The organism is Acidovorax sp., from assembly GCF_046314175.1.
Classification (GTDB): domain Bacteria; phylum Pseudomonadota; class Gammaproteobacteria; order Burkholderiales; family Burkholderiaceae_C; genus Acidovorax.
In genome coordinates, this window is sequence record NZ_JBKBXG010000013.1 from 22,143 (window position 1) to 42,919 (window position 20,777).

Annotated in this window: 19 protein-coding genes; 11 read left to right on the top strand and 8 right to left on the bottom strand. The window is 65.4% G+C overall.

Features of this window, described 5'->3' with window-relative positions:
* Window positions 1-7: 7 nt before the first annotated feature.
* Entirely contained in the window at window positions 8-754 is a 747-nt protein-coding gene (locus ACK4OE_RS05370) for a phosphatase PAP2 family protein (RefSeq protein ID WP_409883546.1), read from the bottom strand.
* Window positions 755-831: 77 nt separating this feature from the next.
* Between ACK4OE_RS05370 and ACK4OE_RS05375 the strand changes: the two genes are divergently transcribed.
* From ACK4OE_RS05375 to ACK4OE_RS05410, 8 genes are all read left to right on the top strand, one after another.
* On the top strand, window positions 832-1,536 hold the full coding sequence (locus ACK4OE_RS05375) for a response regulator (RefSeq protein ID WP_409883548.1): 705 nt from the start codon (window positions 832-834) through the stop codon (window positions 1,534-1,536).
* Window positions 1,533-2,933, top strand: coding sequence for a histidine kinase dimerization/phospho-acceptor domain-containing protein (locus ACK4OE_RS05380; protein ID WP_409883549.1), 1,401 nt, complete (start codon window positions 1,533-1,535; stop codon window positions 2,931-2,933). Before ACK4OE_RS05375 ends, ACK4OE_RS05380 begins: the two co-directional genes overlap by 4 nt.
* A 92-nt stretch (window positions 2,934-3,025) precedes the next feature.
* Window positions 3,026-4,090, top strand: coding sequence for a class II fructose-bisphosphate aldolase (fba, locus tag ACK4OE_RS05385; RefSeq protein WP_409883551.1), 1,065 nt, complete (start codon window positions 3,026-3,028; stop codon window positions 4,088-4,090).
* A gap of 203 nt (window positions 4,091-4,293) precedes the next feature.
* Window positions 4,294-5,025 (top strand): hypothetical protein, encoded by a 732-nt coding sequence (locus tag ACK4OE_RS05390; RefSeq protein WP_409883553.1) that lies wholly within the window; start codon window positions 4,294-4,296, stop codon window positions 5,023-5,025.
* Between the two features lie 60 nt (window positions 5,026-5,085).
* Complete coding sequence (locus tag ACK4OE_RS05395; RefSeq protein ID WP_409883554.1) at window positions 5,086-6,684, top strand: Re/Si-specific NAD(P)(+) transhydrogenase subunit alpha; 1,599 nt, start codon at window positions 5,086-5,088, stop codon at window positions 6,682-6,684.
* 34 nt (window positions 6,685-6,718) lie between these two features.
* Window positions 6,719-8,131 carry a Re/Si-specific NAD(P)(+) transhydrogenase subunit beta gene (pntB, locus tag ACK4OE_RS05400; RefSeq protein WP_409883556.1) on the top strand — a complete coding sequence of 471 codons (1,413 nt, stop codon included), beginning with the start codon at window positions 6,719-6,721 and terminating at the stop codon, window positions 8,129-8,131.
* 93 nt (window positions 8,132-8,224) lie between these two features.
* The gene (locus ACK4OE_RS05405; RefSeq protein WP_409883558.1) at window positions 8,225-9,904 is read left to right on the top strand and encodes a long-chain-fatty-acid--CoA ligase; all 1,680 of its coding nucleotides are present in this window, start codon (window positions 8,225-8,227) and stop codon (window positions 9,902-9,904) included.
* A 72-nt stretch (window positions 9,905-9,976) separates the two neighbouring features.
* Complete coding sequence (locus tag ACK4OE_RS05410; RefSeq protein WP_409883560.1) at window positions 9,977-10,744, top strand: 5'-methylthioadenosine/adenosylhomocysteine nucleosidase; 768 nt, start codon at window positions 9,977-9,979, stop codon at window positions 10,742-10,744.
* A 288-nt stretch (window positions 10,745-11,032) separates the two neighbouring features.
* Here the strand turns inward: ACK4OE_RS05410 and corA are convergent, their stop codons facing one another.
* The 5 genes from corA to ACK4OE_RS05435 form a co-directional block, all read right to left on the bottom strand.
* Window positions 11,033-12,019: a magnesium/cobalt transporter CorA gene (gene corA, locus ACK4OE_RS05415; RefSeq protein ID WP_409883562.1), complete on the bottom strand. Its 987-nt coding sequence runs from the start codon at window positions 12,017-12,019 to the stop codon at window positions 11,033-11,035.
* 182 nt (window positions 12,020-12,201) lie between these two features.
* A complete protein-coding gene (locus ACK4OE_RS05420; RefSeq protein ID WP_409883564.1) occupies window positions 12,202-13,008 on the bottom strand; it encodes a uracil-DNA glycosylase family protein in 807 nt (268 codons plus the stop codon).
* 58 nt (window positions 13,009-13,066) lie between these two features.
* Window positions 13,067-13,573: a ribosomal protein S18-alanine N-acetyltransferase gene (gene rimI, locus ACK4OE_RS05425; protein WP_409883567.1), complete on the bottom strand. Its 507-nt coding sequence runs from the start codon at window positions 13,571-13,573 to the stop codon at window positions 13,067-13,069.
* Window positions 13,574-13,578: 5 nt separating this feature from the next.
* Window positions 13,579-14,292 (bottom strand): tRNA (adenosine(37)-N6)-threonylcarbamoyltransferase complex dimerization subunit type 1 TsaB, encoded by a 714-nt coding sequence (tsaB, locus tag ACK4OE_RS05430; RefSeq protein ID WP_409883569.1) that lies wholly within the window; start codon window positions 14,290-14,292, stop codon window positions 13,579-13,581.
* A complete protein-coding gene (locus ACK4OE_RS05435; RefSeq protein ID WP_409883570.1) occupies window positions 14,289-15,305 on the bottom strand; it encodes a DMT family transporter in 1,017 nt (338 codons plus the stop codon). Before ACK4OE_RS05435 ends, tsaB begins: the two co-directional genes overlap by 4 nt.
* A 78-nt stretch (window positions 15,306-15,383) precedes the next feature.
* Here ACK4OE_RS05435 and dacB point away from each other — a divergent pair, with 78 nt between their 5' ends.
* The 3 genes from dacB to ACK4OE_RS05450 all read left to right on the top strand — a co-directional run bounded on the left by dacB (window position 15,384) and on the right by ACK4OE_RS05450 (window position 18,608).
* Window positions 15,384-16,847, top strand: a complete 1,464-nt coding sequence (gene dacB, locus ACK4OE_RS05440; protein ID WP_409883572.1) for a D-alanyl-D-alanine carboxypeptidase/D-alanyl-D-alanine-endopeptidase — start codon at window positions 15,384-15,386, stop codon at window positions 16,845-16,847.
* A 67-nt stretch (window positions 16,848-16,914) separates the two neighbouring features.
* Window positions 16,915-17,184 (top strand): SemiSWEET transporter, encoded by a 270-nt coding sequence (locus ACK4OE_RS05445; RefSeq protein WP_409883574.1) that lies wholly within the window; start codon window positions 16,915-16,917, stop codon window positions 17,182-17,184.
* A gap of 125 nt (window positions 17,185-17,309) precedes the next feature.
* Complete coding sequence (locus ACK4OE_RS05450) at window positions 17,310-18,608, top strand: lipase family protein (RefSeq protein WP_409883577.1); 1,299 nt, start codon at window positions 17,310-17,312, stop codon at window positions 18,606-18,608.
* 120 nt (window positions 18,609-18,728) lie between these two features.
* Here the strand turns inward: ACK4OE_RS05450 and ACK4OE_RS05455 are convergent, their stop codons facing one another.
* The gene (locus ACK4OE_RS05455) at window positions 18,729-19,682 is read right to left on the bottom strand and encodes an SGNH/GDSL hydrolase family protein (protein ID WP_409883579.1); all 954 of its coding nucleotides are present in this window, start codon (window positions 19,680-19,682) and stop codon (window positions 18,729-18,731) included.
* Window positions 19,683-19,755: 73 nt separating this feature from the next.
* Window positions 19,756-20,772, bottom strand: coding sequence for an L-threonylcarbamoyladenylate synthase (locus ACK4OE_RS05460; RefSeq protein WP_409883580.1), 1,017 nt, complete (start codon window positions 20,770-20,772; stop codon window positions 19,756-19,758).
* Window positions 20,773-20,777 lie beyond the last annotated feature (5 nt).

The window sequence follows — 20,777 nt, forward strand, 5'->3', positions numbered from 1 at the left end:
GTTGTGATCACGCGAGCCGTTGGGTGGTGTCACCCGGAGGTCTGGCGTCCGGGGGCGGCGGGCAGCGTGAGCGCAGCGCCGATGCCGCCAAGTCGCACAGCCAGCCCGCGACCCAGCAGATCCACGCTGTCCATAGCGTGTGGCTCATGAAGTGCGCCCCGCGAACCTGCTGGGCTCCACCCAGAATCAACCCCGCCGCCAGCGCGCCGACAAGCCACCAGCGTGCAGCGCGCGGCTGTTGGCGGCGCAGCGCAAAGTAGCCACCCAGAAATGCGAACCCTGCACTGGCGTGACCTGCCGGAAAGCAACGGCCACCACCCCCATCCACCACGCCCAGCGCCCAGTGCGACGCATACCGTGCCACGCCGCCGAACTCCGACAGGTCCCAGGGGCAGCTGGTAGTGCTGAGGTTCTTGGTGATGCTCACCATGGCCAATGCGATCAGTGCGCTCACCGCCATTTGCATGCGCTCGCTGGCATCGATGCGACGCAGAACGCCGCGCGGCCACCAGACACTGAGGGCCAGCAGCATCACCAGCAACCATCCCAGGCGGCGTGCACCTTCGTGCAACACTTGCACAAAAAACCACTGGTCCCGCATCGGGAACCCGTGCGCGGTGCCAAAGGCGTGTGCAAATGCCAAGTCCAGCCCGCCGGCATCCCAGGCCACCACGCAGACCAGGGAGGCCAGCGTGCAGTACAGAAGAACACGGGGGCGGTCGGGGCGCGATAGGGGCACTGGAACAGGCGGCATGGCGTGATGGTGCTACGGCGCACTTAACGCGGTCTTAAGGGAATGCGCACGGTGCTTTGCCCGGCGACAATGGCCGTATGCGAATACTCGTGGTCGAAGACGATGCAGGCATAGCCAGCGGCCTGCGCACCAACCTCCAGCAGCGCGGCTATGCGGTGGATGTCTGTGATGGCGTGGTGTCAGCCTGGGCCGCGCTGCGCGCCGAACGGTTTGATGCGGTGTTGCTGGACCTGGGACTGACCGATGGCGACGGAAGCGAGCTGCTGCGCCGGTTGCGGTTGAGTCCCCCAGCAGTTGGCGCCCAGTCGGCGGCGCTGCCCGACCCATCTACCCCGGTACTTATCGTGACCGCGCGCGATCAGGTGCATCAGCGCATCGCCGGGCTCGATCTGGGAGCAGACGACTACCTGTCCAAACCGTTTGATGTGGATGAGCTGGACGCCCGTCTGCGCGCATTGCTGCGCCGCGCAGCGGGGCGTACTTCACCGACGATTCGACACGGTGACATCGAAGTTGATCCCGCCTCGCGCACGGTGCGACAAGCGGGCAGGACTGTAGAGATGTCGCCCCGGGAGTTCTCTGTGCTGCTGGTGCTGCTGGAGGCGCGCGGGCGCGTGCTTTCGCGCCTGCAGATTGAGGAGCGGCTGTACAGCTGGGATGCCGCCATCGAGAGCAATGCGGTGGAGGTACACATCCACCACTTGCGCCGAAAGCTGGGCAGCGCCTGTATTCAAACCATGCGCGGCGTGGGCTATTTCATGCCCCAGGACGTACCACAGTGACGGCGCCGCACGACGGGTCGCGCACGCCGGTGCGTCAGCGGACGCGGCGCCCATCGCTCACCCGGCAGCTCCTGCTGTGGTCGCTGGGAGCCCTTGCGTTGGTGTGGGGCAGTTTTGTTTTCATCGGTTACCAGACGGGAGTGCACGAGGCCGACGAGTTGACCGATGGGCATCTTGCCAGCGTGACCGCACTGCTTCTGAATCTGCGCGCCACGGAAGTTATGGCGGGCGCGCAGGTCACGCAGCGTGCGCCCACGCCGTGGCTCAAGTCGCATGACTACCAGCAGTCCATCAGCGTGGCGCAGTGGGATGCGCAAGGCCATCTTCTGGCCCACAGTGGAACATCGCCCGCGCCTCGGTTCTCCGATGCTGAAGGGTTCGCAAACCTCACGCTCGGGACGCCTGGGGCCGTGTGGCGCAGTTTTTCACAATGGGACGCTACGCGATCTCGCAAGGTCATGGTGTTGCTGGAGCTGCGAGAGCGCGATGAACTGGCCCAGGACATTGCCGAGCAGATGATCGAGCCCGGTCTGTGGCTGCTGCCTGTGGTGTCGCTTGCGCTGGGGTTGGCGCTGTGGCGGGGGTTGCGGCCGTTGTACGCCCTGTCGGCCGATGTGGCTGCCCTTGACCCTGCCAGTACGCAGCGCCTGGCGTCGCGCCATGCGTGGAGCGAGTTTGAATCGGTGGTGGCGTCCATCAACACCCTGCTGGACCGGCAGCAGGCCGCGATGGTGCGCGAGCGCCGACTCGCCAACGAAGTGGCGCACGAACTGCGCACGCCGCTGTCGTCCATCGCGCTACAGGCCAGCGCGCTGGGGGGCGAGCTGGACGCCGAGGCGCGCACGCAAGCGGTGGACCGCATCGGAAAGGACGCTCTGCGTGCAGGCCATGTGCTCAACCAGTTGCTGGCGCTGGCGCGGGCGAGCCGCGCCGAGCTGCACGAAGCCAAGGCACCGGTGGACCTGAGTGCCTTGGCACGTACGGTGTGTGCCGACTACGCGCAGGCGGCGTGGCAGCGCGGCGACGACATTGCGCTATCAGTACCGCCAGCGCTCCATGTGGCCGGCCATGCCGTGCTACTGGACATTGCTGCGCGCAACCTGGTGGAGAACGCCCTCAAGCACACGCCCGAAGGCACACACATTGCCATGCAGGTGGGTGGCTCTGACGGGGGAGATGCCTGGCTGCAGGTGTGTGATGACGGCGCGCGTGCGTCAGGCGATGGGGCTGCCAAGAGCGTGGCGCGCAAGGTGGACAGCCTGCACCTGGGCCATGAAATCTTGCGCCGGGTCGCAGATGTTCACGGGGGGCAGTTTGGCCCCGCTCCTGCACCGAAGCCCTTTACCACCTGCTACCGGCTGGATTTGCCCCGGCACCCGGTGCCCCACGCCGGTTAAAATTGACGGTTACCAAGCGGTTACCACCGCATTGCGGGGCTTACAGCGCCTCCCCAAGCCTCCCCAATCAACCCTGAACGGACACCACGACCATGCCCCTCGTTTCGATGCGCGAACTGCTCGACCATGCCGCCGCCCACAGCTACGGCATCCCCGCTTTCAACGTCAATAACCTGGAACAGGTTCAAGCCGTGATGGCCGCTGCAGACGAAGTCGGTGCGCCCGTCATCCTGCAGGCCAGCGCAGGTGCCCGCAAATATGCAGGCGAGCATTTCATCAAGCACCTGATCCAGGCGGCTGTGGAGGCCTACCCGCACATCCCGCTGGTCATGCACCAGGACCACGGTTCCTCGCCCAAGATCTGCCAAGGCGCCATCGACCTCGGTTTTGGCTCGGTGATGATGGACGGCTCGCTGATGGAAGACGGCAAGACGCCCGCATCGTTCGAGTACAACGTCGATGTGACCCGCAAGGTGGTCGACATGGCGCACAAGGTGGGCGTCACGGTCGAAGGCGAGCTGGGCTGCCTGGGCAACTTGGAGACCGGTGAAGCGGGTGAGGAAGACGGCATTGGCGCCGAAGGCAAGCTGGACCACAGCCAGATGCTGACCGACCCCGAAGAAGCCGCTGTGTTCGTCAAGGCCACGCAACTCGACGCCCTGGCCATTGCCATCGGCACCAGCCACGGCGCCTACAAGTTCAGCCGCAAGCCCACGGGTGACATCCTGGCCATCAGTCGTGTGAAGGAAATCCACAAGCGCATTCCCAACACCCACCTGGTGATGCACGGCTCCTCGTCGGTACCTGCCGAGCTGCTGGCCATCATCAACCAGTACGGCGGCAAGATGAAGGAAACCTATGGAGTGCCCGTCGAAGAGATCCAGGAAGCCATCAAGCATGGTGTGCGCAAGATCAATATCGACACCGACATCCGCCTGGCCATGACCGGCGCGGTGCGCAAGTTCCTGTTTGAAAACCCGGAAAAGTTTGACGCGCGCGAGTGGCTCAAGCCCGCCCGCGAAGCCGCCAAGCAAGTGTGCAAGGCCCGTTACCTCGAATTCGGCTGCGAAGGACAGGCCGCCACGATCAAGGGCCACAGCCTGCAGGTGGTGGCCGCCAAGTACGCGAGCGGCGAACTGGCCCAGGTGGTAAATTGAACCATTTCCTGGCGGGACTCTGATCCCTGGCGCAAGCCCCGAGCCCGGCCGATTGCCATCGCCGGGCTTTTTTGTTGGCATGTCAGACTTTGCGGGGTGGAGAGCGCCCTCTACATCAGACAAAGGCGACAGCCATAAGAATATCTTCATGTAAGCTCGTGGTCAGTATGCGCTGGCCGAGCCGTGCAAAGGCCTACCCCCTCATGACTTTGACGATTCCCAAGTTTCGGTTCCTGTTCTCGCTGTCTTGCGCCGTGATGCTGGGGGCATGTGCCCCCATGACCGTGCCGCCCAAGGCGGAATACTCCGTGGGTCGCTCGCGCCTGGTGTTGCCGCCCGGTGCCTGGCAAGACCTGGGGGCCACCGATGTCGCCTTGCCCCTGTTGCCAGGCCCCGGCGCTACCGTGCCACTGCAGACCCGCGCCGTTGGCCTGCGGGGCGCGCAAGGGGAATTGTTGGCCGTCCTGCGCGTGCAGACCAACCGCAGCGGTGACCTGACCCGGCCCGTCGCATGGTCAGGCTATTGCCCACAGCAGAGGGACGTGATCGTGGACGACGCAGCTGCCAGCAGCCCGGTTCGTGCGGACTGCCTGCGTTTCAAGCGCTGGGCCAGCAGTGCCCAGTGGCTCGACAAGAACAGCCCCGAGCTGGTCACATGGCTTGATAGCCGGCAGATCGCGCTCAAGCAGCCGTATTCCTATTTCAGCTATCGCTATGCCACTGAAGGTGGCGTGCTGGTGGAACTGGACGGATTGGTGGATCACCGCCTGCTGCGCCCCAAAACCCAGAACAACGAAGAATTCCTGACCTCGGGACGCCCCGCGCAGCGCTGGGTAGAGGACCTTGCCCAGGCTGCGCGCCTGAGCGTCGGTATGGTGGACGGTTTCCTGGCCATCCCGCCGTTCCCGTTCCCTGCACCCGTTTCTACGCCTTAGCGCCTGCGCTCTCCCTGGCGGCATGGCGGAAAACAGTTACGACACTAGAGGAGACCTCACATGCAGACTAGCCCCCCCCCGCAGCGTATCGGCGTGCCACGGGAGACCTTTCCGCTTGAAAAGCGCGTTGCTACCGTTCCAGACGTGGTCGAGAAGCTCATCAAGCTGGGTTTCCAGGTAGCCATCGAATCGGGGGCCGGCGAGGCTGCCAACTTTAGCGATGATGCGTACCGTGCGGCGGGCGCCGAGGTGCTGCCCGATGCGGCAGCACTGTGGTCTGCGTCGGACATCGTTTTCAAGGTGCGCCCGCCTAGCAGCGAAGAGATCGCGCTGATGCGCGAGGGCACCACGCTCATCGACTTCATCTGGCCTGCCCAGAACCCGGAGTTGATGCAGCAACTCGCCGCGAGGAAGGCCACTGTGCTGGCCATTGACTGCCTGCCGCGCACGCTCTCGCGCGCACAGAAGATGGACGCGCTCACCTCCACAGCCGGCGTCAGCGGCTACCGCGCGGTGATCGAGGCGGCCAATGTATTTGGCCGCTTCTTCAACGGCCAGATCACGGCTGCGGGCAAGGTGCCGCCCGCCAAGGTGTTCATTGCAGGCGCTGGCGTTGCGGGCCTTGCAGCCATTGGAACGGCGGCCAACCTGGGCGCCATCGTGCGCGCCAACGACACCCGGGCAGAAGTGGCCGACCAGGTCAAATCGCTGGGCGGTGAATTCGTCAAGGTGGACTACGAGGAGGAGGGCTCTGGCGGCGGCGGTTACGCCAAGGTCATGAGCGAGGGTTTCCAGGCCGCTCAGCGCAAGATGTACGCAGAGCAGGCCAAGGACGTCGACATCATCATCACCACCGCGCTGATCCCCGGCAAACCCGCACCTAAGCTCATCACGGCCGAGATGGTGCAGAGCATGAAGCCCGGCAGCGTGATTGTGGACATGGCCGCCGAGCAGGGTGGCAACTGCGAGCTGACCGTGCCCGGCGAGGCGGTGGTGCGCCACGGCGTGACCATCGTGGGCTACACCGACCTGGCCTCGCGCCTGGCCAAGCAGTCCTCCACCCTGTATGCCACCAACCTTTTGCGCCTGACCGAGGAGCTGTGCAAGGCCAAAGACGGCGTGGCTGTGGTCAACATGGAAGACGACGCCATCCGTGGCCTCACCGTGGTCAAGGAAGGCGCTATCACCTGGCCCGCGCCACCGCTCAAGCAGGCCCCTTTGCCTGCGCTCAAGGCCGCAGCGCCCGTGGAGCAAAAGAAGAGCGGCCATGGCCATGGCGCCCGTGCGCCGCTGCCCGCCAAGACGCTCGCCATCCTGTTTGCCGTCGCTGCCGTGGCCTTCTGGTTCATCGGTGCCTACGCTCCGGCGGCCTTCCTTGGCCACTTCACCGTGTTTGTGTTGGCCTGTTTCATCGGCTACATGGTGGTGTGGAACGTCACGCCCGCGCTGCACACCCCGCTCATGAGTGTGACCAACGCCATCTCCAGCATCATTGCCATTGGTGCCCTGGTGCAGATCGCGCCGCCCGAGGCAGGGGTCAACGGGCGCCCCGACGGGCTCATCCTCTGGCTGGCCTTTGCGGCCGTTGTGCTCACGGCTATCAACATGTTCGGCGGTTTTGCGGTCACCCGCCGCATGCTCGCCATGTTCCGCAAGTAATCCATCACAACAAGAACAACAAGGAGCACAGAACATGTCCCAAAGTCTTGCCAACATGGCCTACCTGGGTGCGGCCATTCTTTTCATCCTGAGCCTGGGCGGGCTCTCCAACCCCGAAACCTCGCGCCGCGGCAATCTGTTTGGCATGGTCGGCATGGCGCTGGCGGTGCTGGCAACGGTGTTCGGCCCGCGGGTCAGCAGTGGCGGCATAGCCTGGATCATCGCGGCGCTGGTCATTGGTGGCGGCATCGGCCTGTTTGCCGCCCGGGTGGTCAAGATGACGCAGATGCCCGAGCTGGTTGCGCTAATGCACAGCCTGGTGGGTTTGGCCGCGTGCCTGGTGGGTTTTGCCAGCTACGTCGATACCTCCATTCAGCTGGAGGGGGCAGAAAAGACCATCCATGAGGTGGAAATCTATCTGGGCATCCTGATCGGCGCCGTCACGTTCAGTGGCTCGCTGATTGCCTTTGGCAAGTTGAACGGCAAGATCGGTGGCAAGCCGCTGCTGCTGCCCGGACGCCACTGGCTCAACCTGGCCGCTCTGCTGGTTGTGATCTGGTTCGGTCGGGAGTTCCTGCGCGCCGAAACGGTGGAGCAGGGCATGGTGCCGCTGATGGTGATGACGGCGATTGCGCTGTTGTTCGGCATCCATATGGTCATGGCGATTGGCGGTGCCGACATGCCGGTGGTGGTGTCCATGCTCAACAGCTACTCGGGCTGGGCGGCGGCGGCCACGGGCTTCATGTTGTCCAACGACCTGCTCATCGTCACCGGTGCGCTGGTGGGGTCGTCGGGCGCCATCCTGAGCTACATCATGTGCAACGCCATGAACCGCAACTTCATCAGCGTGATCGCTGGGGGCTTCGGCTCGGGCGCGGGCACGCCGTCCAAGAAGGGCGAGGCTGCAGAGCCCCAGGGCGAGGTGGTGCCCGTGAGCGGTGCCGAGACCGCCGAGCTGCTCCGCGATGCCAAGAGCGTGATCATCGTGCCCGGCTACGGCATGGCGGTGGCCCAGGCACAGCACACCGTGAACGAGATCACCCAGACCCTGCGCGCGAAGGGCGTTTCGGTGCGGTTTGGCATTCACCCGGTAGCGGGGCGCATGCCCGGCCACATGAACGTGTTGCTGGCAGAGGCCAAGGTGCCCTACGACATCGTGATGGAGATGGACGAAATCAACGGTGACTTTCCCGATACCGATGTGGTCATGGTCATCGGCGCCAACGATATCGTGAACCCTAGCGCTCTGGATGACCCCTCCAGTCCTATCGCAGGCATGCCGGTGCTGGAGGTGTGGAAGGCTCGCACCTCGATCGTGATGAAGCGCTCCATGGCCTCGGGCTATGCGGGGGTGGACAACCCGTTGTTCTACAAGGACAACAACCGCATGCTGTTCGGCGATGCCAAGAAAATGCTCGATGAGGTCCTCGCAGCGCTCAAGAGCTGACAGGCATAATTCCCTCGCAGTAAAAAGCACGACCGTGCTGAAAAATCAGCACGGTTCTCATGACACCCATAAAACCGATAGGAGACAATGAAAATGACTGATCGCCCCTGGCTGAGCGCGTACCCGCAAGGCGTCCCTGCTGACATCGACACCTCGCAGTACCCCTCCCTCGTCGCCCTGATGGACGAGGCTTTCACCAAGTACGCCAACCGGGTGGCTTACAGCTTCATGGGCAAGGACGTGACCTACGCCCAGACCGACTCGCTCTCCAGCGCGTTTGCGGCCTACCTGCAGGGCCTGGGCCTGGCCAAGGGCGACCGCGTGGCCATCATGATGCCCAACGTGCCGCAGTACCCCGTCACCGTGGCCGCCATCCTGCGCGCCGGTTTTGTGGTGGTCAACGTGAACCCGCTGTACACGCCACGCGAGCTGGAGCACCAGCTCAAGGACTCGGGCGCCAAGGCCATCGTCATCATCGAGAACTTTGCGGCCACGCTGCAAAGCTGCATTGCCAACACGCCGGTCAAGCATGTGGTGCTGGCTGCCATGGGTGACCAGCTGGGACTGCTGAAGGGCGCACTCGTCAACTACGTGGTGCGCAACGTCAAGAAGATGGTGCCCACGTTTGACCTGCCCGGTGCCGTGCGCTTTAACGACGCGGTGGCCCAGGGCACACGCGGCACGCTCAAAAAGCCCGACATCAAACCCGACGACATCGCCCTGCTGCAGTACACCGGTGGCACCACCGGCGTGAGCAAGGGCGCCGTGCTGCTGCACCGCAACGTGATCGCCAATGTGCTCCAGTCCGAAGCCTGGAACAACCCCGTGATGAAGCAGGTGCCCGCAGGCGAGCAGCAGACCAGCATTTGCGCACTGCCGCTGTATCACATCTTTGCGTTCACCGTGAACATGATGCTCAGCATGCGCACCGGTGGCAAAACCATCCTGATCCCCAACCCGCGTGATCTGCCTGCGGTGCTCAAGGAGCTGTCCAAGCACACGTTCCACAGCTTCCCCGCCGTCAACACGCTGTTCAACGGGCTGGCCAATCACCCCGACTTCAACACCGTGAACTGGAAGAACCTCAAGGTCTCGGTGGGCGGTGGTATGGCGGTGCAGGGCGCGGTGGCCAAGCTGTGGCTGGAGAAAACGGGCTGCCCCATCTGCGAAGGCTATGGCCTGTCAGAAACCAGCCCCTCAGCCAGTTGCAACCCCGTCACCGCCACGGAGTTCACGGGCACGATCGGCGTACCGATTCCCGGCACCTGGATGAAGCTGCTGGACGACGAGGGCAACGAAGTCACCACCCTCGGCCAGCCTGGCGAAATCGCCATCAAGGGCCCGCAGGTGATGGCCGGCTACTGGCAGCGCCCCGACGAAACCGCCAAGGTCATGACCAACGACGGCTACTTTAAGTCGGGCGACATCGGCATCATGGACGAGCGCGGCTACTTCAAGATCGTCGACCGCAAGAAGGACATGGTGCTGGTCAGCGGCTTCAACGTGTACCCCAACGAAGTCGAAGAAGTGGTGGCCAACTGCCCCGGCGTGCTCGAATGCGCCGTGGTGGGTGTGCCCGATGACAAGACGGGCGAAGCCGTCAAGCTGGTGATCGTGAAGAAAGACCCGGCGCTGACCGAAGCGCAGGTCAAGGAATACTGCAAGGCCAACCTCACGGGCTACAAGCAGCCGAGGGTGATCGAGTTCCGTACCGAGCTGCCCAAGACCCCCGTGGGCAAGATCCTGCGCCGCGAGCTGCGCGACAAGAAGTGATGCCTCGGGGCCTTCGCGCCCCTGTTCACCCCTCAGGCGGCTTCGGCCGCCTTTGTTTTTACTGGAGAGCCCATGACCACCGCCATCCTCAGCGCCCTGCCCGAAGAGCAAAGCTCGCTCGTCCAGCACCTGTCGCACCCCCAGCGCCTGATGCACGCGGGCCGTGCCTTCTGGCTGGGTGACCTGCAGGGCCGGCGCGTGGTGCTGGCGCTTTCTGGCATTGGCAAAGTGGCGGCCGCCACCACGGCCACGGCGCTGGTCGAGCGATTTGGCGTGGCGCGTATCGTGTTCACCGGGGTCGCGGGCGGCGTGGGGGATGGGGTGCAGGTGGGCGACGTGGTGGTGGCGCAGGACTACCTCCAGCACGACATGGACGCCTCACCCCTGTTCCCGCGCTGGGAGGTGCCCGGCTACGCGCGCAGCCGACTGGTCTGTGATGTGGCACTGTCTGCTCTTCTTTTGGAAGCGGCTAGCGCTTGTGTATCAAGCGCTAGCGGCCAATTTGGCTTGAAATCTACGCTGCGGAGCGCATCAGAAAGCGCCCCGCACCGCGCCCACCACGGCCTGATCGCCAGCGGGGACCGCTTTGTGTGCGCCGCCGATGAAGCCCTGCGCCTGCGCAGCGCCCTGCGCGACGCCGGCCACGACGTGCTGGCCGTAGAAATGGAAGGCGCCGCCGTCGCCCAGGTGTGCCACGACTACGCCATCCCCTTCGCCGCCGCCCGGACTATTTCCGACCGCGCCGACAACACCGCGCACGTGGACTTTCCGCTCTTCGTCACGACCGTAGCCAGCCGCTACGCCGAGCACATGGTGCTGGCGTTTTTGCAGAAACTATGAAATTGATAGCTACTAGCGCTTTATGGATAAGCGCTGGATGCCAATTTGACTCACACTTCCGCTGGATTGACTGCCGAACCCGCCATCGGCCTTGCACAGGCTTCGGCAAGCTCAGCCCGAACGGGTGGGCGTCGGCCGGGGGAGTCGTAACGCCAGCGGCGACCAGTTCCGCCACCGCGCCGTGAAACCGGCGCGCCCCCAATACCAGCGCCACCGCGGAACCGGCTTTGCCGGGCCGCTGGAGGCGTCCCCCTCAGGGGGAAGGCGCGCAGCGCCATAGGGGGAAACCTATTTCAACCAGCCGCGTTTACGGAAGTACCACATAGGCCCCAGCGCACTGGCCACCATCAGCGCCACCACATACGGGTAGCCATACGCCCAATCCAGCTCGGGCATGAACTTGAAGTTCATGCCGTACACGCTGGCGATCAGCGTGGGTGGCAGCAGCGCCACGCTGGCCACCGAGAAGATCTTGATGATCTTGTTCTGGTTGATGTTGATGAAGCCGACCGTGGCGTCCATCAAGAAGTTGATCTTGTCGAACAAAAACGCCGTGTGGTTGTCCAGTGACTCGATGTCGCGCAGGATCTGCCGGGCCTCCTCGAACTGATCGGAGTTGAGCATCTTGCTGCGCATCATGAAGCTCACCGCGCGGCGCGTGTCCATCACATTGCGACGGATGCGGCCATTCAAGTCTTCCTGGCGGGCGATGGCGGCCAGCACCTCGCCGGCGCGGGTGTCGGTCACGTCGCCGGCCAGCACCTGTTTGCTCACCTTTTCCAGCTCGTCGTAGATGTTCTCGAGCGTGTCGGCCGAGTATTCGGCGTCGGCGTCGAACAGCTTGAGCAGCACTTCCTTGGCGTCTTCGATGAGGCCCGGCGCGCGGCGCGCACGCATGCGCAGCAGGCGGAACACCGGCACGTCTTCGTCGTGGATGGAAAACAGCACGCCCCGGCTTTTGAGGTTGGCGTTGTGCTGGTTCAGGATGAAGGCCACGCGCACCGAGCGGGGGTCTTCGTCGTCGTCGATCAAAAAGTCGCTGCGGATGTGCAGCTCGCCGTTGTCTTCTTCGTAGAAGCGGGCGGACTCCTCAATGTCTTCGTCCATCGCATCCTCGGGGATGGACAGACCGTAGTGCTGCTTGATCCAGCGTTTTTCTTCGAGCGTGGGGGCTTCCAGGTCCACCCAGATGGGCTGAAAGCGGGTCAGCTCTTCCAGGGACTCGATTTCTTCCTGAAACAGCCGGCCATTGGCGAGCGTGAAGATGTTGAGCATGGGCTCACTCCCTTGTTATATGGCGTCTGCGGTGTGAGGTCGTGGGGTGCTTTCAACCCCACAGCAGTCAAGCAGGCCGGGGAGCTGAAAGCTACCAACTGGGGTAGGTTTCCAAGGAGCTGTCTCCGTAAAAATAAGCAAGCGGCGGATTATGGCACCGCATGGTGACAGGGCTGTGCCTGTCAGCCCTCTGCGCGAGGGGCTGACGCTGCGCGCACCGTGGCCAGCGCACGGCACAGGTCGGCCCACGCGGCCGCCTTGTTGTCTTGCGAACGCAGCAAGAACGCCGGGTCGTACGTGACCACGGCGGGGCAACCTGCCATCTGGTGGGGTTCGGCGCGCAGGCGGCCTAGCGGCTCGGTGCGGCCCAGCGCCGCACGGGCGGCCACATGGCCCAGGACCAGTACCATCGCAGGCGCAATGGCGGCCACGGTGTCGGCCAATGCCGCAGTGATGTCGCCACCCTGCGCATCAACGCCGGGGGCTGCGCGCTCCAGGGCCGCCAGGTAAACGCGCGGGTGGCGGTGCAGTTGCATGGCGCGCAGCATGTTGTCTAGCAAGCGCCCGGCGTCGCCCCCCAGCGGGTCGGCGGGGGTGAGGCTTTCGGTCACGATGAGCCAGCCTGCACCCAGCCCGGCGGGCGTTTGTGCCGGGTCGGCGCCGGGGTAGAGCGCCACGGCGGGATGCAGCTTGAGCGCGGGCGTGGCTGATGCTGCCACGGGCGGAGCAGGGGCGGGGGCCGTTGCAGGGGGATTGCGGTGGCCTGCGGTTGCAGGCGCTGCACTGAGCGCAGCCGCCGGGGCTGCAGGGCGAGCTGCAACAGGGGCGGCGGGCGTTGGCGCGGCTGCCATGGGCAGGGGCGATGCCCGTTCAGCGGCCGTGCTGCCTGGCAGCACGGGGGCAGCGGTCGCCGCTTCAGGCGGGCCCCATACGGTGACGCCCATTTCTTGCAGCATGGCGCGTTGTCGCGCATCAAGGTGAAGGCTCATACAGGCGGGCGGTGGTGTAGCGGTTGTCGGGTGGCAGTAAGGAGCGTGTCCGAGTGGATCACAGCGGCAGGCTCATTACCACCGCGTCTTCGCGTTGGCCCTGGTCAGCGGGGTAGTAGCGTTTGCGCTCGCCAACGCGGCGGTAGCCATGGGCCTCGTAAATGTGCTGGGCGCGCAGATTGCTGGCACGCACTTCCAGCCACAGCCACTGCGCGCCGCGCCCGCGCGACCAAAGGGCCAGTGCGTCCAGCAGCACCCGTGCCCAGCCTTGGCGCTGGAACTCGGGCGTGACGGTGATGTTGAGCAAATGCACTTCATCCACGCCCATCATGGCTACAAAGTAGCCCAGCAGGTGGTCCCCGGCCATCAGCACTTGGGCCTGGTAGCCCGAAGCCAGTGCGTCGGTGAAATTGCCGCGCGTCCAGGGGTGGCTGTAGGCACGATGCTCCACCGCCAGCACCGCGTCGAGCTGTGCGAGCGTCAGCGCTTCAAAACGCGCTTCCAGGCTCAGTTCAGGCCGCTTATTCAGTGCGTCGTCGTCAGAGGACGTGGGTAAAGCGCTCATGCGGGTCAGGGTTGGGCTGCGGGTGGGTTGGCGCGCAGGGCGGCGCGTTCGGCCGTGGTTTGCGCCACTTTATCGCGGATATAGCGGGGCAGCGCATCGCTGGCGGGCATGCCGCCGCCAGCGGCCAACAGGGCGGGCGCCAGGCGCAGCAGGGCCGTGGCGGTGGGCAGCGCCGCCACGTGGTGGGCGGTGGGTGCCAGACGATCACCGTACGGCGCGCGTGCGTTGCCCGCCACTGTCCACCCGGCGGGGGGCAACACCGTTTCTGGCGCACCCAGGCCAAAGTCGGCATCGGTCTGCCAGCCGCTCGCGCTGCCCAGCCACTCGCAGCGTGCGTGGTAGACCTCGTCCATGCGCGCATCCAGCACAGCAACCACCTGCGTGCAGCCATGTTGCTGGCGGGCTTCTTCGGCCAGGGCGAGCAGGGTGTCCACCGGCAGCACCGGCAGGCCCAGGCCGCCGCGGGCGCCAAATGCCAGCCCCTGCGCCACCGCACACGCAGTGCGCAGGCCGGTGAAGGACCCCGGGCCGCGCCCGAACACGATGGCGTCCAGCGTGTCGAACGACAGCCCCGCCTCTGCCAGCAAGCGGCGCACCTCGGGAATCATGTTGGCCGACGCCTGCGGCCCGCCCGGGCCGGTGTGCTGCACCACAGCATCGCCATGCTGAACGGCGATGGAAAGGGTGTCGGTACTGGTATCAAAGGCGAGCAGATTCATGAAGCGGTGGGAGATTGTTGCGAGGGCGGCACGGCAGGCACCACAGGGACGGGGGGCGCGGCACCCTGGCTTTTGCGCAACACGCCCAGCAGGATACCGGCGGTGACTAGCATCAGTCCGGCGAACAGGTTCCAGTACATGGGCTCGTCCAGAAAAACGACGGCGCCCATGGCCGAGAGGCCGGGCACCAGCGCGGTGATCATGGTCGACTTCACGGGGCCGAAGTGCTGGATCATGCGCGTGAAGCTGATGCCCGAGATCACCACCGAGCCCCCGCCCTGGAACACCATCTGAAAGACGATCTCGCTCCACGGCGCGATGGCCAAGTGGCTGGTCACCGCGCCCAGTGCCACCAGCACGGCGTAGGCGGGCACGTACACCATGCAGGCAAAGGCAGTGATCGCAATGGTGGCCTGCACAGCGTCCACCGCATGGCGCCGCGCCAGCACGCTGTAGGTGGCCCAGCACGAGGCGGCCATCATGAAGAGCACGTCGCCCTTCCACACATCGCCGCCCGAAAAGGCGGCCAGCAGGCTGCGCCCACCCACCAGCAAGTCACCCGCCACGATCAACGTCAGCCCGGCGGCGCGCAGCGGGGTGATGTGGTCGCGCAGCACCACAGCCGCCAGCAGCGCGGTCCACAGCGGCAGGCTGCCGGGCATGAGCACCGCCGCATGGGTTGCGGGTGCATGAAAGAACCCTGAATAAGCCAGCAGCGCGTAGAGCAGCCCGCCGAACGTGCCCAGCAGCACGGTGGTGCGCAATGGCAAGGGGGAAATGCCCAGCAGGCTGGAGGGTGCTGCCTGCACGCCTTGCGATGCCTTGCGCCGTCGCACCATCCACCAGCCCCACGGCAGCAGCACCAGGCTGGCGCCGGTGATGCGCAGCAGGGCAATGTCGAACGGGGTGAGCGTGCGCTGGGCCGAGGCGCGGGCAATGACGATGAAGCCTGTCCAGATGATGACGGTGACAACCGCCGCCAGCAGGCCGATGGCGCGAGGAGAAAGACGCATCGGGGGATTATCGGTGTGTGGCCTATACGGCGCTCCCCACGGGGTTGGCTGCCGGAGGGTGGGCTATAGACTCCCGCCATGTTCTTTCTTTCTGACCTCTGGCGCCAAGTGGCGCTCCGTGGCATTTCGGGTGTGTTGGCCGTCGTGGCGATCACGGCACAGCCCGTTCTGGCCCAGACCGCCCCGGTTACTCCCATCCCGCTGCCCGCCACGGTAGAAGCGGCCCTGGCCCGCGCGAAGCTGCCGCGGGATGCCCTGTCGGTGGTGGTGGTCGACACCCAGGGCGGGCCCACCCCCGCGCGTCTGGCACACCGGGCCCAGGTGCCTGTCAACCCTGCATCGGTCATGAAGCTGGTGACCACTTACGCGGCGCTGGAGCAACTGGGCCCGGCTTACGTGTGGAACACCCCGGTGTACGTGCAAGGCACGGTGCAGGACGGCAGCCTGCGGGGCAATGTCTTCATCCAGGGACAGGGAGACCCCAAACTGGTCATGGAGCGCCTGTGGCTGCTGATGCGCCGCCTGCAGGGCCAGGGCATTCAGGTCATCGTGGGCGACATCGTGCTGGACCGCACCGCGTTCGACGTGCCCGACCACGACCCGGCGCGTTTTGACGGCGAGCCCCTGCGCCCCTACAACGCTGCGCCCGACGCGCTGCTGCTGAACTACAAGTCGTCGGTGATGACCTTTGTGCCCGATGCCGCGGCCGGGCTGGCGCGCATCCAGTACGACCCGCCGCTGGCGGGGGTGCAGCGCCAGGCCACCGTGGCACTGGCGGCGGCGGGTACCGAGTGTGGTGACTGGCGTGGAGCCTTGCGGGCAGAGCTGGGCGACCCGGTGAAGGTGGGATTCCAAGGCGTGTACCCCGCAGCCTGTGGGGAGCGGGTGTGGCCCGTGGCTGCCGCCGACCCACGCGGTTTCGCGGCGCGGGCGGTGGAGGGCATGTGGCGCGAGCTGGGCGGCAAGCTCACGGGCAGTGTGCGCGAGGGCAAGTTGCCTTTGGGTCTCAAACCCGCGTTTGTGGTCACCTCGCCAGCGCTGGCCGAGGTGGTACGCGACGTGAACAAATACAGCAACAACGTCATGGCGCAGCATGTGTTTCTGACCCTTGCACTGCAAAAGAACGGTGTGGCCACCTTCGACGGCGCCCGCGAAGCCCTGCGCCAGTGGTGGGTCGCCCGCATGGGCGATGCGGAGCTACCGCTGGCCGACAACGGCGCGGGGCTGAGCCGCGACGCGCGCATCACGGCGCACGCGCTGGCCCGCATGCTGCAGGTGGCCTGGGCGTCTCCTGTGATGCCGGAGCTGGTGGCCTCGCTGCCCATCTCGGGGGTGGATGGCACCCTGCGACGCAGCCAGAGCCGCGCGGGCACGGCCCACCTCAAGACCGGCAGCCTGCGCGATGTCATGGCGGTGGCGGGCTATGTGCACGGGGCCAGCGGACGCCGGTATGTGCTGGTGGCGGTGGTCAACCACGCGAATGCGGGTGGCGCCCGCCCTGTGCTGGACGCGCTGACCGATTGGGCCGCCCGGGACCAGTGAATAATCCTGCGCCCGTTCTGCGGTGTCTGCAGCCTTCCGTCGCCCCATCGCCCATGCCCCATGCCCCATGCCCATCTCTGACCTCATCGGCTACTTGGCCGCTGCTCTCACCACCTGCAGCTTTGTGCCGCAGGCGCTGCATACGTTTCGCACACGGGATGTGACCGGCATCTCCCTGGGCATGTACAGCGTGTTCACTGTGGGCATTGCGCTGTGGCTGGTGTATGGCCTCGCGCTGGCGGCCTGGCCCATCGTGGTGGCACCCGCCATCACCCTGGTGCTGGCGGGTGCCATTTTGGGCATGAAGCTGGTATACGGAGAGCGCCGCCCCCGGTGAGGGATCAGGCCGGCAGCTGTCGCCTAGGCGTCTGCGGTGCAGTGTGGCCCGCGTTATCCCCAATGGATGCTGCAGTGCAGGTGCGCGCACGATGCGTCGTTCCTCACTGTCCAAGGGTCCCATTCATGACGTATTTCCGCCTTACCTGTGTTGCCGCCGCTGCGGTCCTGCTTGTCGCCTGCGGTGGCTCTGACGACCCGGCACGCGGCGCCCTCATCGACCCGCCAGCCACGTTGACTACGCTGACCGCCGCCCAGATTGACGCGGGCACCGCCGCCAGCGGCCTGCAGGCCATCAGCGGCAAAGCCAAATGTGATGTGAAAGTGGTGTCGCTCAACTACGCTACCGTAGGCGTCAAAAGCGGCGAGAGCACGAACGCCTCGGGCGTGATGCTGGTGCCCGCAGGCAGTTGCACCAGCGCTGCCCCCTTGGTGGCCTACGCCAAGGGCACTGACGTACAAAAGCCGCGCACCTTGGCCAACCCGCAAGACAGCGAGACCTTTTTGCTGGCCGCCATGTACGCCTCACAGGGTTACGCCGTGGTAGCCACCGACTACCTGGGTTTTGCCAAGTCGGGCTACAGCTATCACCCCTATCTGCATGCCGACTCGGAAGCCACCTCGGTCATCGACTCGGTGCGCGCAGCCCGTAACGCTGCAGGCACTGTGGGCGCCAACCTGTCGGGCAAGGTCATGTTCACCGGTTACTCGCAGGGCGGGCATTCGTCGATGGCGGCGCATCGTTCGGCCGAGCGCGACTACGGCACCGAATTCAATGTGGTGGCTGGCGCCCATCTTGCAGGTCCCTACAACATGTCGGGGTCGCTGCGCATACCTGACGCGATTGCGGGCGTGCAGTTCTTCGTGCCGTACCTCGTGACTGCATGGCAAAAGGTGTACGGCGATGTTTACAGCGACGTGAAGCTGGCGTTCAAGGCTCCCTACTCGGGCTACATCGAGAACCTGCTGCCCAACCCCACGCTGAACTACACCACGCTGGTCACCACGGGCATGCTGCCCGGTGGTGCGCCCAACCAGGCACGTGATGCGGTGTTCCAGTCCGACTTCATCAAGGGTTCGCAAACCAGCACCACCCACCCCTTGTACCTGGCTGCCAAAAAGAACGACCTGCTGGGCTGGAACCCCAAGGCGCGCACGCTGTTGTGCGGCGGCGCGGGCGATCCGACAGTGCCTCCCGCCATCCACCAGGTGGTGATGAAGGCCGACTTTGACAGCCGAGGCCTCACCAACGTCACATCGGTGGATGTGGACCCCGCCATCCAGGCCACCTTCGGCCCTGGCGGCAAGGCGCCCACGGACCCCACCTCCCCCGAGTTCGCGGCCTACTACGGCAGCTACCACGGCACCTACGAGCCACCGTTCTGCCATGCGCAGGCCCGTGCGGTGTTTGAAACCGTCAAGTAGCCCGAAGGCATCTGCCCCGTTTGCGCGGGGCAGGGCGCACAGCAAAAAGCCGACCCGGGGGTCGGCTTTTTTATGCCTGCTGTCAGTCTGCAGCGGGAGCAGCGCTCCACTGCAGCTGATTTACCAGCGCGCCTTCAGGCGGTCATACGCATAGGTGCCAAACTGGCGATGTGCCGAGGGCGTCAGATACACCGGGTCAGCAAACACGTACGAGGACTGATTGGCGCCCGACAGCAGCGTTGAGCTGTTGCACAAAGCCGAGTTGACCCGGCCCGCGCCAATTCCAATGCCGTTGGTTGTGTCCACTGACGTGCACACAGCGGCCGTCGCGTTGTTGAAGCCAAAGTTGGCAGGTACGTCGGCGTACAGGTTGACGTAGTAGGCCAGGTCCACATACAACACGTTCGCGCCCAGGTCCACGATGCCTACGAGCAGGCCATCGTTGAAGCGGCTGCTGGCGTCTGCCAGCAGGGCCTCGCGGCCAATGGTCTTGGCCCAGGGGGTCTTGCTCAGGTTGTAGGTGCCGGCCACCACCACGTACTTTGCGCCTGCGGTAACCAGGCGGCGGACCTGTGCGGCCATGTCTTCACCGGCCTTGCGGGAGGCTGCCACCATGGCGGCTTCGGTTTGGGTGCCCGCGTTGACGGCGGCCATGCCGGCGATCACATCGCTGATACCGCCACTCAGAATCACTACATCGTTGGCACCAAAGCTGTTGCCTGCCAAAAAGGTGTCGATCTGCTCGGTGATGGTGGGTGTGCTGGCGTTGCCTGTCGCGTCGGGCTTGGCGGCCACACGCGCGTTGCCGACTGCGTAGCTCTTGCCGCCTGTCGCCGCAGGCGTGAGGGCCTTGCCGTAGTTGCCCACCAGCTGCAGCGTCCAGTTGTTCACGCTGCCATCATTGACGGTGTAGAGCGAGCCTTTTTGCCCCACGTCGGTGTTGGCATCGCCAAACGCGATAAAGCGCTCGGGGGTGATGGCTGATTCGGTGGTGCTTGAACCACAGGCCGCAAGCAACGCGGCCGACGCACATGCGGCGACCAGTACGGTGCGGCGCATCCAATTTGCTGCCATGTATTTCTCCAGAAAAGGGGGGGGTAGTTTAGCGGTGCAACGTCAACGCATGTAAAGCGCGCGTCGCGCAGGGTCAGGCGGCAGCAGCGCGCTGCAAACGGTCGCGCACGCCTTCCCAGTCAGGGCTGGTGGGCGGCGTCTCGATCCAGATCAGTTTCACGCCGTCGTCGTCAAAAGCGCGCAGCACGGCGAACAGCTGCTGGGCGGTGGCGATGGCGTCGTCAGGCATGCGGCGCATGACAAGCCGGGAGGATTTGGTGCGCAGCGCGGCGCGGGCATAGACCGCGATGTGGGCGGCTTCGGCCCCTAGCAGGTCCAGGCCGGTTTGCAGGGCCTTGGCATCCATCAGCCGGACCTTGGCATTGGGCGCGTAGTGGGCTTCCAGCGTGCCCGAGGCGCGGGGCGTGAGCGCGGGCATGTCGTCCTTGGACAGCGGTGCAATGCCGCAGGCCGCCTCAATCTGCGCGCGTGTAATGGCGCCGGGGCGCAGCAGCACGGGCACGCCGCGCGTGCAGTCCACGATGGTGCTTTCGATGCCCACATCGCACGGGCCGCCGTCAAGCACCAGCAGCCCGGCGCCCAGCTCGTCCTGCACATGCTGGGCAGTGGTGGGGCTCACACGGCCAAAGCGGTTGGCACTGGGCGCGGCCACGCCCCACACCGGCGGGCCTCCCTGCGTCTCGTCCTCGCCGGGCGCCGCGCAGGCCAACAACAGGGCATGCGCCACGGGGTGCGCGGGGCAGCGCAGGCCCACGCTGTTTTGGCCGCCGGTGGCCGCAGTTGCCACACCGGGCAGGCGCGGCAGGATGAGGGTGAGCGGGCCGGGCCAGAAGGCATTCACCAGCTTTTGCGCAAATCCCGGCACCTCGCTGGCGAAGTGCGCAATGCCCTCGGCGTTGGCCACATGCACGATCAGCGGGTGGTCGCTGGGGCGGCCCTTGGCCGCAAAAATCTGCGCCACGGCGGCATCGCTGCTGGCGTCGGCCGCCAGACCGTACACCGTCTCAGTGGGCAGACCGAGCAGGGCGCCGCTGCGCACGGCCCGCGCTGCGGCGGCGATGGATTCGGGCTGGGTGCCGTTAAGGATCATGGTGG

Coding starts and splice junctions, on each gene's coding strand:
- ACK4OE_RS05370 (WP_409883546.1), bottom strand. CDS start 754: ATGCCGCCTGTTCCAGTGCCCCTATCGCGCCCCGACCGCCCCCGTGTT.
- ACK4OE_RS05375 (WP_409883548.1), top strand. CDS start 832: ATGCGAATACTCGTGGTCGAAGACGATGCAGGCATAGCCAGCGGCCTG.
- fba (WP_409883551.1), top strand. CDS start 3,026: ATGCCCCTCGTTTCGATGCGCGAACTGCTCGACCATGCCGCCGCCCAC.
- ACK4OE_RS05390 (WP_409883553.1), top strand. CDS start 4,294: ATGACTTTGACGATTCCCAAGTTTCGGTTCCTGTTCTCGCTGTCTTGC.
- ACK4OE_RS05395 (WP_409883554.1), top strand. CDS start 5,086: ATGCAGACTAGCCCCCCCCCGCAGCGTATCGGCGTGCCACGGGAGACC.
- pntB (WP_409883556.1), top strand. CDS start 6,719: ATGTCCCAAAGTCTTGCCAACATGGCCTACCTGGGTGCGGCCATTCTT.
- ACK4OE_RS05405 (WP_409883558.1), top strand. CDS start 8,225: ATGACTGATCGCCCCTGGCTGAGCGCGTACCCGCAAGGCGTCCCTGCT.
- ACK4OE_RS05410 (WP_409883560.1), top strand. CDS start 9,977: ATGACCACCGCCATCCTCAGCGCCCTGCCCGAAGAGCAAAGCTCGCTC.
- corA (WP_409883562.1), bottom strand. CDS start 12,019: ATGCTCAACATCTTCACGCTCGCCAATGGCCGGCTGTTTCAGGAAGAA.
- ACK4OE_RS05420 (WP_409883564.1), bottom strand. CDS start 13,008: ATGAGCCTTCACCTTGATGCGCGACAACGCGCCATGCTGCAAGAAATG.
- rimI (WP_409883567.1), bottom strand. CDS start 13,573: ATGAGCGCTTTACCCACGTCCTCTGACGACGACGCACTGAATAAGCGG.
- tsaB (WP_409883569.1), bottom strand. CDS start 14,292: ATGAATCTGCTCGCCTTTGATACCAGTACCGACACCCTTTCCATCGCC.
- ACK4OE_RS05435 (WP_409883570.1), bottom strand. CDS start 15,305: ATGCGTCTTTCTCCTCGCGCCATCGGCCTGCTGGCGGCGGTTGTCACC.
- dacB (WP_409883572.1), top strand. CDS start 15,384: ATGTTCTTTCTTTCTGACCTCTGGCGCCAAGTGGCGCTCCGTGGCATT.
- ACK4OE_RS05445 (WP_409883574.1), top strand. CDS start 16,915: ATGCCCATCTCTGACCTCATCGGCTACTTGGCCGCTGCTCTCACCACC.
- ACK4OE_RS05450 (WP_409883577.1), top strand. CDS start 17,310: ATGACGTATTTCCGCCTTACCTGTGTTGCCGCCGCTGCGGTCCTGCTT.
- ACK4OE_RS05455 (WP_409883579.1), bottom strand. CDS start 19,682: ATGGCAGCAAATTGGATGCGCCGCACCGTACTGGTCGCCGCATGTGCG.
- ACK4OE_RS05460 (WP_409883580.1), bottom strand. CDS start 20,772: ATGATCCTTAACGGCACCCAGCCCGAATCCATCGCCGCCGCAGCGCGG.